A 13,557-nucleotide genomic window follows, 5' to 3' on the forward strand; every position below is an offset into this window, starting at 1 on the left:
ACCGGGATACCTGCGCGGCCTCGTTGTTTCCCCTAACCTGCTCGACCGGGACGTCGCCGCCCCGGCTCCGAACCGGCGACGAGTAACCGACGTCACCGCGCCAGTGATCGTCGGCTTGCATACCGCGGCGAGGAGGACGACGATACTCCTGGTGATGACGACCGCTGCGGATGGGCCTCTATCGACATGGCAGAGCCTGCCAGCATCCCCGACTCAGATTCTGCCGTCACATTCTATGAATTATCGAACCGTAACCGGCTTACAACCGAGAAGCGTGTGCGGATGGCCCCCCACACTGTCAATGGCATATGCGCAGACGTTGTAATCGCCAGGAACCGAGGCAAAAGAATTCGAGAATCCGTGGTTGGCTCCGTACGAGAAAATTCGGCCGATATCCGATCGAGGCAAGTCTGCTGAGACAGCGTACCCTTGAGGACCTATATAGATGTGGACGGGGATCGACGCGGAAGTATCAGGGTCAATTGCCCAACCAGACGCAGTGATTGAACTCGAAGACGCCGAGACAGCGTCCAGGGCTCCAATTGGAGATCCGGACCTCACCGTCACACTCCTGCAACCCATCGCGACCGTTGAACCTGATTCCACATTTATGGCATACGCACAGACGTTATGAGTCCCCGCGCTCGCTTGGATGGTGCTGTCGAAGCCGTGGTTTCCGCCGTACACAGGAAAGACACGAGCAATATCCGAGCGAGCCAAGTCAGCACGCACTGCATAGCCGGCAGTGCCCACATACACGTGAACGTCGATGGGCCCGCTCACGTCGGGGTCGAGCGCCCATCCTGATACTCGAATACCAGAGCTATTGCTCGTGACGCTATCGATCGCGCCTATCGGGCTCCCCGACATCACAGTGATGGTCTTGCAGCCGAGCAGAGCATGGCCGCCTCGTCCCACGTTGATTGCATACACACAAACATTGTGGGACCCGCTATCGGCGGGAAGAGTGATGTCGAAGCCGTGATTCGGACCCCAGGCCGGGTAGACACGACCTATGTCTGCCCGAGCAAGGTTTGCTGCTCGGGCATGCCCTGAACTGCCGATATAAACGTGCACGTCCAACGGACCTGTTGTATCAGGGTCTAGTGCCCATCCAGAAACTCTAACGCCTCCGGGCTGAGCTTGGATAAGTTCAAGGCTACCGACCGGGCTGGAAGAGGGAACAGTCACTTCCTGGCAGCTAAGCAGAGTATTACCCCCCGCTCCGACATTGAAGAGATAGACGCACACACGTCGCTCACCGGCTGCCACATTGATGGTCTTGTCAAAACCATGCTTGGAACCAAGCGCGGGATAATGTCGCGCAACGTCCGGCCTGTCTAGATTCGCGGTGAACACAGCGGCGCCAACGCCGTCCACGTATACGTGCACATCGATGGAGTTTGCGGTGTCGGGGTCGAGGCCCCACCCGGAGAGGCGCAGAGACTCGTTTCCGACGACAGTCGCCTCGAGGCTCCCTCTAGGGTCGTTCGCGCCTCCATTGGTCGAACCGAACCAGTCTGTGTAGAAAGCGAAGAAGTTCCTGTTGCCGTATGACGAGCACCCGTCTCCAAGGCCGTACATATTGTTCAAAGCAGCGGCGTTAGGGCGATACGGCGTGTAGTTGTAGAGACCGGCCGTAGCTTGATTTTTGATGTAAACGGTCGAGGTTCCGCACGCCGAACTCGGATGCCACTTGACCGTGTTATTCCGCCCGGCCTGGTGGTTGAAGTACTGCGGCGCGGTCCTATATATCTGGAACTGCAACGCAGCGTGATAAACCTGATTGAAAAAGCCGTAGTAGTTGACATCGCATGCTGCGGTGTCGGGACACGCGTATCCGGTAGCACTGCGGTAGCGGCCTGCCGACGGTGCCGAACTCGTTACCAGGCCTTGTTCCTTTTCGAGAAGAACGATCAGCACCTTGGGGTTGATGTCACATGACTGAGAGACGTTGAAAATGATCCGCGCGGCACTCTCACTCGACGATGCCGCGTAGCCGTTACAACGTCCGGCAGAGGCGGCCTTCGAAATCGTCGGCGTTCTGTAATCCTTCAGACAGGTGTAACCCGCCGTGCACGTGGCGCGTTTTGAGTTGAGAAACGCTTGGATGTCAGCCTCAGACATCGTTGTCGAGTCGTAAAAGACCTCGTCTGACATGATCATTCCTGGGTCAAAGTCCGACCCATTGGCTGCATGCGATGGTGTCGTCACCGTGAGCAAGCTCAAGACAACCGCCGCTACTACTGCAAACACACCGCCCCGTACGCGCGCTCGCTCCACTCGATGTCCCTCTCGACAGTGTCCGACAGCACGCAAGCCTACTCACGAATCACGATGCGCTGTGCGCGCCGCACCGTAAGCCCAAGCCCCGATGTCTGTATCGGGTATTCAGCGTCTCGAGAGTCTGCTCTTCACCTTCCCCAGAAGTGCGCGAGGGCCACCGTTCTTCAGATAGAAGAAGGCGAGCTGAACATCCCGTGTCACACCATGAGGCGCCGGCGTTCTTCTGACTGCCACGCGCGTCGGGGTTTCATCGGCGAAGCGACCCCACTTAACGAGGTCCTCCGCATGCTTCGGACGGGCGATGAACGATGTCAGCGGTTGTAGTACGCGATCCCATTTGTATTCTTCGCGAACTCGGGCGATATTAGCTTTCGCCTGCGCGATGAATTCTTCGTCGAACAGCACGCGCTCTAGCGCAGCCGCCAGTTTGGCCGTGTCCTCCGCCGGAACGACGATTCCGAGAACTTCCCGCTCCACGAGGTCAGCAAAATGATCACCTTCGGTCACCACCATCGGAAGCCCGGCCCACAAATAGTCAAGGATTCGTGTCCGGAAGGAGAACGTCGTCTCAATGTGAGAATGATGCGTGCTGACGCCCGCGTCCGCTTCCATCAAGTAGTTCTGACGGGCCGCATAATGAACCCACGAGTCATTAAAGAAGACGGTTTTGTCTTTCGCTCCCAATACAGCTGCCAGTGCACGGCACTCACTGACGATCGCCATCTCCGGCACGCCGGGATGCGGGTGTTTTGTCCCTTGAAAGAAAAGCCGCACATTCGGGCGACTTGCGGAGAGCTCATGTACGGCCTGAATCAGGGTCTTGGGATCGAACCAGTTGTAGAGCCCTCCGCTCCAGAGAAGAACTTTGTCACCAGCCTCGATCCCCTCCACTACCCCCTTGAGAACGTCGTACTGGTGTGTGGGCGGGTCCTCCTCCAACCCGAACGGGACCGAACTGATCAGGCCGGTCAAATCCGGATCATCCGCATAATTGGCAGGATTGATTCGCCCGAGAGCCGCCAGCTGTCCGAGATACAAATAGCGCTGCCGCTCCGAAGCGCACAAGAAGAAATCGCCACGCTCCAGTTGCTGGTTGAGAACCTGAGTTGCGCTTTCGACCTGATGAGCCCATTCGGCTTCTCCCTGGTCCCGCGCCTGTTCCAACTGTTCGAAATGCATGGGGTCGTAGATGTCTGCGATGACAATCTTCTTGGTGTCACGAATCGTTCTGAACATCGCCATCGCCAAGCCCTGAAAGACGATAACGTCTGCCCACGACTCGAGTTTCTTCATCTCCCGTTCGTCGCCCGGCGCGATATGGAGCACGGGGAAGGGAGCACCTACTGGCCCGACCCCCGAGAGCGAAACGAGCCGCACATCGTTCGCGGCCGAGATCGCCATCGCCATGTGCCAAGCACGGATCGCAGGCCCGGCCATCTGTGTGCCGATAGGGTCGCCGGTGATGATAAGGACGCGAGTCGCCGGGGGCGGATCGAGCGGCGCGAAAGCGCGCACCACAGAGGAATAACCTCTCAGGTAGTGGTCGCCTCCGTAAGAAGGTGCGTCGGTCTCGCCGAAAAGGCCCCAAATCACCTGATCCGAGACGACACGTGTCGCCTGGATGCGTTCACGGTCGGCCGAGAGGTCGTCGAGGTTCTCAACGAACTGGTCAATTCCGTAAAGCGTTGCAACCGCATCTTTCGAGAAGTCGATTGTTTCGCGCGCGTCGGCGTTGTGTTTTCGCAGGTCGAAATCAGAGGAATCGGATTTGCTACGTGCGACGGCTCTTCTGGCCGAGAGCGCAAGTGCGCCGGAGAGAGCATTACTAAGCGCCGGCTCCCCGATGTTCTTGTAGAGAGTGAAGAGTGCGTTGCGTTCGAGAAGATAGGTCTCTCTGTACTCACCATACGAGTTCATCGACGCGTGATGTTTATGGAACGCGATGGAGCGGGGCTCATATGCGAATCTATAACCGAGCAGGTTAAGACGCCAGCCGAAGTCGACGTCCTCGAAGAACATAAAGAACTTCTCATCGAATCCCCCGAGCCGGTCGAAGACGTCGCGCCTCACGAACATCGCTGATCCGGTTCCGAAGAGCACGCTCTCGGGTTCGTCGGCCTTCTTAGGAAGGTCTTGACCCGTTAGCGGCTTGTACCCCATACCGAACCAGGTCAGCGCGGCCCCGATGAAATCGACCTTCTCACCGTTCCAATCCAGAACCTTGCTCGCAACGGCACCCACCCGTGGACTCGATTTGAAGCGGGCCATTGCCTCTGCCACCCACCGCTTGTCCGGTCTCGCATCGTTGTTCAGAAACGCGATGTACTCGCCCGTGCTCTTCCGAACGCCGAGATTGCAGCCGCCTGCGAAACCGAGGTTTTCGTCCGAGACCACCAGGGATACCCGGGGCGCACCATTTCGAATCCGGCTCTCACTATCGTCGCCGGAGCCGTTCTCGACCACAACGATCTCCAGCTTGTCAGCCGGCCACTCCAGCTTTTCGAGTTCGGCAATCGCGTTGAGGGTGTCGTCGGTTCCGCGGAAGTTGACGAGAACTACTGAAACGACACCCGATCGAACAACGCTCATAACTAGGTACCTCTCGATATTGTCGTATTGTCCAGCGTGACTCACGCAAATATAGAGCACGAAGTTGCCGTCTTACTGAACCTCTGACGCTATGGACAGCCTGAACGACGACGATCACTTCGTTCTCGAAACCCGTAAGGTCTATCTTTATGAAACTCGCCATGACGATAATGGTCCGCGACGAGGCGGACATCATCGCGCCGATGCTCGACCACCATCTTGACCAAGGCGTCGATGTAGTCATCGTCACGGACAACGGCTCCAAAGACGGAACCCTCTCTATCTTGCAATCATATGCAGATCGAGGACTCATCGATCTTCGGAGCGATCCCATACACAAGAAGCAACAGTCTCAAACCGTTACAGCGATGGCGCGCGACGCGTACACGCATTATGGGGCCGACTGGGTAATCAATGCAGACGCGGATGAGTTCTGGTTGCCGGTCGACAGGCACCTCACACTCAGTCAGGTGTTCGACAAGATCCCCAAGGAACTCCGTTCGTTCGTGGTTCCAGTCGTTGACATGACAGGTCCGCCTGCGATGCATGGATCGGGCATGAGCCGACTCATCTACCGCGACCTGCGAACTACCGAACAACTGAACGAGCTCGGGCTGCTGGCCCATTCCACTCACGATTCCGTTCACGTGGGTGACCGACACGTTGAAGTGGCGCAAGGCAACCACTACGTCAGTATTGCGAGTGCCGGTGAGCCCGAACCTGAGCTCTCGATCGAAGTGCTCCACCTGCCATGGCGCTCATGGGACCAATACCGCAAAAAGGTCGAAAACGCAGGGCGCGCTTACGCAGCCAGTGATATGACGCCGAGTCCGAACCACCACGGAATACGCGACTACCACCGCCTCCAAAGGGGTACTCTTTTCGCGCACTACATCGCGCGACACCCGGACGATCAGGCCATCAAACGCGGACTTGAATCCGGCGAGTTCGCCGAGGAGACCGTTCTCGCGCAACGTGCGGCTCCCGTCGCCGATGACAGGGTTGACGCCTTCACAGAATCAATCGCTCGTGCCGACGGTCTAGAACTTGTCGCTCACGAAAATGCCCTCCGTCAACTGACAACGGAATTCGAGGGCGCCCGACATGAAGCGCTGGCAAAGGAGCACGCGCTTCGAACAGAGCTTGAATCGGCCGGGGCGCGCGTTCGCGAACTCGAACATGACGTACAGGCATTACGCAATAGGCGAGCGGTTAGACTGATCGACGGCGTCGCAACGAGAGTTCGCCGTTTAAGAGCGCGACCCCGCTAGATGAGCCATTGCAAGGCGACGCAGCGCACTTCGTGTGTCCACAACATCATGTGTGCCCTGCGGATCGGACAAGTTCGACTGCGCCGGACCTGATGTGAAACGAAAGAAACGCGGTATGTCTGCAGAAGAAAGATACGATGCACTCCGCCAACAGCCTCTGGTGCAGGTCGGATCGTCCGATGGAAGAGTCGGAAACTCCTGGACAGCGCTTCGCGAGATCATCCGTCACAGACAGATGCTGGGTCTGCTCGTCCGCCGTGACATCCGGTCTCGTTACAAGGACTCGAGTCTTGGACTCGTCTGGACTCTCGTTCGCCCGCTTACACAGCTCGCGATCTTCTACTTTGTCATCGGGAAGATCCTGGGCGCTGAACGAGGAATTCCAGAGTTCGCCATCTACGTGTATACCGGGCTCACCGCCTATGGGCTCTTCAGCGAGATCGTAGGCGGAGGAACCTCGTCGATAGTCGCGAACGCAGGGCTGATCAAAAAGGTATATCTTCCTCGCGAAGTGTTCCCTCTGGCCAGTATCGGCTCGGCTGGGTTCAGCTTCTTGATTCAGCTCGCGATCCTTCTTGTGGCGACTATCGTTTTCGGGAGCGCCCCCCTCTCGCCGGATCTTGTCTATTTCGTCCCTTCACTGCTCCTGCTCGTCGTATGGGGCGCCGCGTTCGCTGTATTGCTCTCTGCGGTCAATGTGTACCTGCGCGATATGCAGTACCTGGTCGAGGTCGCGATTCTGCTTTTGATGTGGGCATCGCCGATCGTGTATTCGTGGGAGATGGTGAAGAACATTGCCGGCAATAACCTGCTTCTTCTCGAGGTATACACCAACAATCCGATCACGCTCGGCGTTCTGGGATTCCAACGAGTCTTCTGGATGGCCGGTCACGACAACCCCGCATCGTCGCCACCTGATCTCATGATTCGGATCGGGGTCGCGCTCGTCGTCGGACTGATCGGTCTCTTCTTTGCACAGCGGGTGTTCGCCCGACTCCAAGGGAACTTCGCTCAGGAACTGTGAGAGAACAACGACTATGAGCACACCAGCGACGACCACAAGCGAACCACAAGCGAGCAGACCAACGCTCGTCGAGGTCGAGAATGTGGCGAAACGATTCACCATACGCAAAGACAACTCACTCAAAGAGAGAATCGTCACGCTCGGCCGCGCCGGAAGACGACACAAAGAAGACTTCTGGGCGCTCGACGGAGTGAACCTATCCGTTGAGGCCGGAACCACTGTTGGTCTCATCGGCCACAATGGCTCGGGAAAGAGCACGCTGCTCAAGGTCATCGGCGGCATCCTGGACCCCACTCGCGGCACGGTCAAGCGCCGCGGTCGCGTTGCTGCCCTGCTGGAGCTGGGAGCCGGCTTTCATCCTGACCTCACTGGGCGCGAGAATGTGTTCCTCAACGCGTCGATTCTCGGGTTGAGCCGGGATGAAACCGAGTCGAAGTTCGATGAGATCCTCAGCTTCTCAGGCATCGGCGACTTCATCGATACTCAGGTGAAGTTCTACTCCTCTGGCATGTACGTGAGGCTTGCCTTCTCAGTCGCCGTGCACACCGATCCAGACCTGTTGCTCGTCGACGAAGTGCTTGCGGTCGGCGACGAAGCGTTCCAACGCAAATGCCTCGACAAGATCAGGTCTTTCCAAGACGAGGGGCGAACCATCATTCTGGTCACCCATTCGCTGGGCCAGGTGGTCGAGCTGTGCGATCGAGCCGTTCTTCTCAACAAAGGAAAAGTGGTTCTCGACGGCAATCCGAGGGAGGCAGTCGCCGACTTTCGCGACATCCTCGAGGGACGACGTCTCTCTGAGGCGAGAGAGGCCCGCACGCCCGAGCCAGAACGTGGACGTGTCGGAGAAGTCTCTGCCTACAAAGAAGGCGGTTCCCCCACTGAACCGCTCACGCCTGGCGATACGCTCTCCATCGACGTGGAGCTGGAGAATAGATCAGGGCTCGAAGATTGGGTTTTTGCTATTCAGATCGACAACGAACTGGGCCAGGCCGTATACGGAACGACCTCGCACAAGGTGGGACTCACTCTTCCACCTCTGGCGGGGACGAAACGGATGCGCCTCACCATCGACGACGTGCGACTGGCCACCGGCAAGTACTTCGTCAACGTGTCGCTCTTGGACTATGCGAATCGTCACCTCCTCGATGCACCCCAAGCAGCGTCATTCAACGTCGTCAGCAGTCCGTCCTCCACAGGCATACTCGCGGCCACTCCGTCGATCACCGAGCTACACTGAATGATGCCTTCGCCGAGAGTGGGTGTCGTCACAGTCACACACAATTCAGTCGTTGAGCTAGAGACTTTCCTTCGTTCCGTGCGCATTAACGATGCTTTCGAAACTGAAGTCGTCGTCGCCGATAATCAATCCGACGACTGGGATCAGATCGTTGAGGTCTCACGCCGTTTCGAGGCATCGCCCATTCAGCTCGGAAGGAACGCCGGTTACGGTGCGGCTGCGAACGCCGGCGTCAAACGACTCTCGCACGAGTGCGATTTCATACTCGTCTCGAACCCGGACGTCTCCCTCCATCGCGGTGCGATCAAGGAACTCGTGGAGTATGCGGTCTCGGATCCGGCTGCGGGCGCAGTCGGACCGAAGATCGTGGACCAGGCCGGCGAAGTCTATCCATCCGCGCGGCGCCAGCCTTCGCTCTTCGTGGGCGCCGCGCACGCCCTTTTTGTCTCTGCGTGGCCGACGAACCCATGGACAAAGCGATATCACAATCACTCGGATGACAGCAGCCCGAGAGAGGTTGAATGGCTCTCAGGTGCTTGCCTGCTCCTCAGACGCCAGAGCTTCGAGTCCGTAAACGGCTTCGATGAAGCGTTCTTTATGTATTTTGAAGACGTCGACTTGGGCTACCGTCTCGGCGAGTCCGGCTGGCGGAGTGTGTATGACCCCACTGCAGTCGTCACCCACACCGGAGCGCACTCGACCGCGAAACAGTCAGAGCTCATGACAAAAGTCCATCATTCGAGCGCCTATCTCTATCTCGCAAAACGCTACCCGCACTGGTATCACATGCCCTTGCGTGCGGTTCTCAAACTTGGTTTGAAGATCAGAAGCAAACGAAACGACCGCGCCGTACACGGCTAGCCGCAGACCATCTCGATACACGACTGAGGACCAATTGTGAGCAGTGACTCCCGCCAAGACCGACACGCCCGACTGATCGCTACCGACGCCCGACTCGGTTTTGCCGCTGAAACCAGCGTTGCACGGCAGGCACTTCAGGTGCAGGAACAGAGAGCGACCGAGATTGCGAACTCGACCACGTGGCGCGTCGGACAGGCGATTGTCCGTCCACTCTTCAAGGTGCGTTCTCGACTCTCGACACTGACACGCAAATAACAGGGGGGATTGCGATGACACCACGTTTCAGCGTCGTGACGCCGGTCTATAACACGCCGATAGACGCGCTCACGTCCATGATCGAATCCGTGATCGGTCAGAGCTTCACGGACTGGGAGCTTGTACTCGTCGACGACGCTTCACCTCGCAAAGCGGTCCCTGCAAAGCTTCGCGAGATCGCAGCACAAGACGCTCGTCTGACGATCGTCGAACTGGAGGAGAACCGAGGTATCGTCGGTGCTTCGAATGCGGGGCTCGCGGTAGCACGGGGCGAGTTCATTGCACTCGTGGACCACGACGACCTGCTGCATCCTCGTGCGCTCGAGTTCGTATCGGCTGCCATTGACGACGAGCCACATGTCGACTATCTCTACACAGACGAAGACAAAGTCAATGAGAACGGCGAGCACTATGACGAGTTCCGCAAGCCGGAATGGTCACCTGAACGGCTCCGCGGGCACATGTACGTTGGCCATCTGTCGGTGTTGCGCCGATCGGTGGTCGAAACCGTAGGGGGTTTTCGGCACGAATGCGAAGGCTCTCAGGACCACGACCTGGTGTTGCGCGTCACAGAGCGTGCTCGTCGCATCGTTCACGTTCCAGAGGTGCTCTACCACTGGAAGGCCATCCAGGGGTCGGCAGCGGCAGATGAGAATGCCAAGCCGTATGCATGGGACGCCGGAGTGAGGGCGGTGCATGAGCACATGGAACGCGTGGGTATTCCGGGCGTCGCCTCACGCGGCCGTGCCCCCAGCCATTACAACGTCGATCGCACGCCGGATACGACGACCCCGGTGAGCGTGGTCATCCCCACACGAGGCAGCACCGGGACCATCGGTGGCGAAGAGCGGGTTTTCGTTGTGAGCGCGGTGAAGTCCGTTCTTGAGCGAACAAGCCATTCAGATCTCGAGTTCGTCGTTGTGCACGACAGCGAAACCCCGCCCCGCGTGCTCGATGAGCTCAGCGCTCTGCCCACACGGGTGAAGCTCGTTCCCTATGAGGAGCCGTTCAACTTCAGCCGCAAATGCAATGTCGGTTTTCTGGAAGCTCGGGGCGAGGTCGTGGTCTTTCTCAATGACGACGTTGAGGCGGTCAGTCACGGCGTCATCGAGAATCTCATCGCCCCGCTTCGAGAGCCGGACGTCGGGATGACCGGCGCACGACTCAATTTCGAGGACGGCACGTTGCAGCATGGCGGGCACCGGTACGGCGGCGGTGATTTCATTCACGCCTACCTTCATGCATCCCCTGATTACCCCGGAGAGTTCAGCACCCTTTTCGTCAACCGAGAAGTGGCGGGGCTGACGGCTGCTTGCGTCGCGGTGCGACGCGAGACCTTCGAACAGGCCGGAGGGTTCACGGAGCTGCTCCCCCTCAACTACAACGACGTCGATTTCTCGCTGAAGCTCAGAAGCCAGGGCTATCGATTGATCTGGTTGCACAACGTCGAGCTGTTTCACTTCGAGTCGAAGACTCGCGTGAATCAGATAGAGGCCTATGAGCGCGCGATCGTGCGGAAGCGCTGGGGCACACCGCTGAGAGACCCCTACCTGCCCTAAGACGCTCGTCGGCCGGGTACGCTAGTCGGCTGGCTGGCCGACGAGAATGGTGGACCGGTCTGTCTGAGTGCGGACACCGTACTGGCGCCCTGCCCAACGCTGTCCCAGCCACAGATGGAGCACATGTTGCTCTTCTGCCCGATCAGTGTCGTCAAGCACGACGCAGGCGCCTTCGGCGAGACGGTCCGCCAGAAGCGGCAGAGCGGGGTACCTGACCAGCGGACCGAGGTATCCGGGCGGTCCATCGACGAAAAGCACTGAGACATCGGTGATCCCGTCCAGAGCGCTGTCGGGGAACCACTGCACGTTCTCGCCATGCACCTCCCGCCAAACGAGCGAGTGTGTACGTACTTCGACGTACTCGGCGAGACCTAGCGCCACGAGGTTGGCCTGAGTTTTCGCAGCGTAGTCCGCATCGTGCTCAAGAGAAATGAGTCGACCACTTCCACGCTGTTTCAGCGCGGAAGCTATCCACACAGTAGACGTACCACTACCGCACTCGACGACAGTGCCGATCTTCGGAGCGTGAAGAACCTCGGATACCAACGCGAGCAAGGTTTCCGGAGTAGCAGCCCATCCGCCAGGTGCAGGCATTGCGCCCGTCGCTGGTAAGAGGCCGTACAGCGCGAGGAGCGCAGAAGAGTCACGCTGCACGTCTCTGCGGAGCATGTCCAAGGACGAGCCAGGGCCATAGGACGGTTCTGAAGCGGGAATCGGAACCTCGCGCACGGCGACAAGCAATGCGTTTGCCTGATTGTGGGCAGATTTGGCGGCCGCGATCACAATAAGCCCGACCGCAAGAACGAACCCCGCAAGCAGCCAGCTCACGTCGGCGGTTACAAGGCTCAGAGTGACTCCGGCCACAACAACGAGACCGATCAAAACAGCGATGGCAGTCACCGCTCGTCTGGAGAGCGCGGGCCACCTCATGAGAGAAGGCTCATGATGTATCGCCCGTACCCGCTCTTCACCAGCGGCTCAGCGAGTCTGGCGAGTTGCGCGTCATCGATCCAGCCGGCGCGCCACGCGATCTCTTCGACGCAGCCCACTTTGAACCCCTGACGGTCTTCGATGACGCGCACATACTCTGACGCCTGCATCATCGACTCAAAGGTTCCGGTGTCGAGCCAGGCCGTTCCGCGGTCAAGAACCTTGACCTGAAGCTTGCCGGCCTCGAGGTAGCGCTCGTTGACCGTCGAGATCTCAAGCTCCCCGCGATCACTCGGTTCGATAGTCTTAGCGATCTCGACGACGTGGTTGTCATAGAAGTAGAGGCCAGGAACGGCGTAGTTGCTCTTCGGCGTGACCGGCTTCTCTTCGATGGAGACCGCTCTGAAGTCGTCGTCGAACTCCACGACACCGTATGCCGTCGGGTTGGACACGTGGTAAGCGAAAATGGTCGCACCATCGATGTCACCGTGGCTGCGCAATGAGGAGCCCAGGCCTGTGCCGTGGAAGATGTTGTCTCCCAGCACAAGCGCAACGCTCTCGTCGCCGATGAACTCTTCGCCGATGATAAATGCCTGGGCAAGTCCTTCTGGTGCGGGCTGCACGGCGTACTCGAGCCTGATGCCCAGCTCAGACCCGTCACCGAGCAGTGCTTTGAACTGTTCGTTGTACTCCGGTGTTGTGATGATGAGGATCTCTTTGATGTCCGCCATCATCAGTGTCGACAGCGGATAGTAGATCATCGGCTTGTCATAGATGGGCATGAGTTGCTTCGAGATGCCCTTGGTGATCGGCCAGAGGCGCGTGCCGGATCCGCCGGCGAGAATGATGCCTCGCATCGATCAGCTCTCCTTCTTCAATGAGTCGTAATAGGCACGCGCTGCTTCCCACGTGGGAAGCGATCCGGATTCGGCAGCCTGAGCAAGGCCAGGAGCATCCGTGTCTTTCGGCGACAGCAGCAGCTCCCCGGCTTCGTGGGGAAAAACGAGGCCGATCTCGTCATCGAGCGGGTTGATGCCGTGCTCTCGATCGGGTCGGTAGACGTCCGTCACGAGGTAGCTGACGGTGGCTCCTTCAGTCAACGCCACGAAGCAGTGCCCGAGGCCCTCGGAGAGGAAGATTGCGCGACGATCCTTGTCGTCGAGCAGAACCGAATCCCACTCGCCGAATGTCGGTGACCCGACCCGGATGTCGATCACGTAGTCGAGCACAGCCCCGTGGGTCGCCGTGACGTACTTGGCCTGGCTCGGCGGAACGTCGGCGAAGTGGATGCCTCGGACGGTTCCCCGCTTCGAGACCGACGTGTTCGACTGCGCGAGCTGGATTGACCGCCCCGTCGCCTCTTCGAGTTTGTCGAAGCGGTACCACTCGAGGAACACACCACGATCATCGCCGAACTGCTTCGGGGTGATTTCGTAGCTGTCTGGGATCTTCAGTTCACGGATCTGCACCGTGAGAGTCTACCAACGGCAGAAATCGCAGGCTGAGAACCGCCGCATACAATCGGAAGACACCACAAAGGAG

10 protein-coding genes are annotated in these 13,557 nt (G+C 58.6%); 5 read left to right on the plus strand and 5 right to left on the minus strand.

Features of this window, described 5'->3' with window-relative positions; all coding sequences use genetic code 11:
- Positions 1-240: 240 nt before the first annotated feature.
- Together ACYVF5_RS03045 and ACYVF5_RS03050 are read right to left on the minus strand one after the other, a co-directional pair.
- The gene (locus ACYVF5_RS03045) at positions 241-2,160 is read right to left on the minus strand and encodes a hypothetical protein (protein WP_460943204.1); all 1,920 of its coding nucleotides are present in this window, start codon (positions 2,158-2,160) and stop codon (positions 241-243) included.
- Between the two features lie 231 nt (positions 2,161-2,391).
- Complete coding sequence (locus tag ACYVF5_RS03050; RefSeq protein WP_460943206.1) at positions 2,392-4,875, minus strand: glycosyltransferase; 2,484 nt, start codon at positions 4,873-4,875, stop codon at positions 2,392-2,394.
- A gap of 149 nt (positions 4,876-5,024) precedes the next feature.
- Between ACYVF5_RS03050 and ACYVF5_RS03055 the strand changes: the two genes are divergently transcribed.
- The 5 genes from ACYVF5_RS03055 to ACYVF5_RS03075 all read left to right on the plus strand — a co-directional run bounded on the left by ACYVF5_RS03055 (position 5,025) and on the right by ACYVF5_RS03075 (position 11,085).
- Entirely contained in the window at positions 5,025-6,146 is a 1,122-nt protein-coding gene (locus tag ACYVF5_RS03055; RefSeq protein ID WP_460943208.1) for a glycosyltransferase family 2 protein, read from the plus strand.
- A gap of 115 nt (positions 6,147-6,261) precedes the next feature.
- Complete coding sequence (locus ACYVF5_RS03060) at positions 6,262-7,170, plus strand: ABC transporter permease (RefSeq protein ID WP_460943210.1); 909 nt, start codon at positions 6,262-6,264, stop codon at positions 7,168-7,170.
- Between the two features lie 13 nt (positions 7,171-7,183).
- Positions 7,184-8,410, plus strand: coding sequence for an ABC transporter ATP-binding protein (locus ACYVF5_RS03065; protein ID WP_460943212.1), 1,227 nt, complete (start codon positions 7,184-7,186; stop codon positions 8,408-8,410).
- Between the two features lie 18 nt (positions 8,411-8,428).
- On the plus strand, positions 8,429-9,271 hold the full coding sequence (locus ACYVF5_RS03070; protein WP_460943214.1) for a glycosyltransferase: 843 nt from the start codon (positions 8,429-8,431) through the stop codon (positions 9,269-9,271).
- A 269-nt stretch (positions 9,272-9,540) separates the two neighbouring features.
- Positions 9,541-11,085 carry a glycosyltransferase family 2 protein gene (locus tag ACYVF5_RS03075; protein ID WP_460943216.1) on the plus strand — a complete coding sequence of 515 codons (1,545 nt, stop codon included), beginning with the start codon at positions 9,541-9,543 and terminating at the stop codon, positions 11,083-11,085.
- A 21-nt stretch (positions 11,086-11,106) separates the two neighbouring features.
- On the opposite strand, the gene ACYVF5_RS03080 is transcribed toward ACYVF5_RS03075, so the two are convergent.
- Genes ACYVF5_RS03080 through ACYVF5_RS03090 form a run of 3 tightly spaced genes read right to left on the minus strand, consistent with a single transcriptional unit; the run spans position 11,107 to position 13,484 of the window.
- Complete coding sequence (locus ACYVF5_RS03080; RefSeq protein ID WP_460943218.1) at positions 11,107-11,985, minus strand: class I SAM-dependent methyltransferase; 879 nt, start codon at positions 11,983-11,985, stop codon at positions 11,107-11,109.
- Positions 11,986-12,011: 26 nt separating this feature from the next.
- Positions 12,012-12,872 carry a glucose-1-phosphate thymidylyltransferase RfbA gene (rfbA, locus tag ACYVF5_RS03085; RefSeq protein ID WP_460943220.1) on the minus strand — a complete coding sequence of 287 codons (861 nt, stop codon included), beginning with the start codon at positions 12,870-12,872 and terminating at the stop codon, positions 12,012-12,014.
- A gap of 3 nt (positions 12,873-12,875) precedes the next feature.
- Positions 12,876-13,484: a dTDP-4-dehydrorhamnose 3,5-epimerase family protein gene (locus tag ACYVF5_RS03090; protein WP_460943222.1), complete on the minus strand. Its 609-nt coding sequence runs from the start codon at positions 13,482-13,484 to the stop codon at positions 12,876-12,878.
- Positions 13,485-13,557 lie beyond the last annotated feature (73 nt).

It is taken from the genome of Okibacterium endophyticum (assembly GCF_054780075.1).

What these genes read in the sequence shown, in the direction of transcription:
- ACYVF5_RS03045 (WP_460943204.1), bottom strand. Translation starts at nt 2,160, where the DNA reads ATGTCAGACGAGGTCTTTTACGACTCGACAACGATGTCTGAGGCTGAC.
- ACYVF5_RS03050 (WP_460943206.1), bottom strand. Translation starts at nt 4,875, where the DNA reads ATGAGCGTTGTTCGATCGGGTGTCGTTTCAGTAGTTCTCGTCAACTTC.
- ACYVF5_RS03055 (WP_460943208.1), top strand. Translation starts at nt 5,025, where the DNA reads ATGAAACTCGCCATGACGATAATGGTCCGCGACGAGGCGGACATCATC.
- ACYVF5_RS03060 (WP_460943210.1), top strand. Translation starts at nt 6,262, where the DNA reads ATGTCTGCAGAAGAAAGATACGATGCACTCCGCCAACAGCCTCTGGTG.
- ACYVF5_RS03065 (WP_460943212.1), top strand. Translation starts at nt 7,184, where the DNA reads ATGAGCACACCAGCGACGACCACAAGCGAACCACAAGCGAGCAGACCA.
- ACYVF5_RS03075 (WP_460943216.1), top strand. Translation starts at nt 9,541, where the DNA reads ATGACACCACGTTTCAGCGTCGTGACGCCGGTCTATAACACGCCGATA.
- rfbA (WP_460943220.1), bottom strand. Translation starts at nt 12,872, where the DNA reads ATGCGAGGCATCATTCTCGCCGGCGGATCCGGCACGCGCCTCTGGCCG.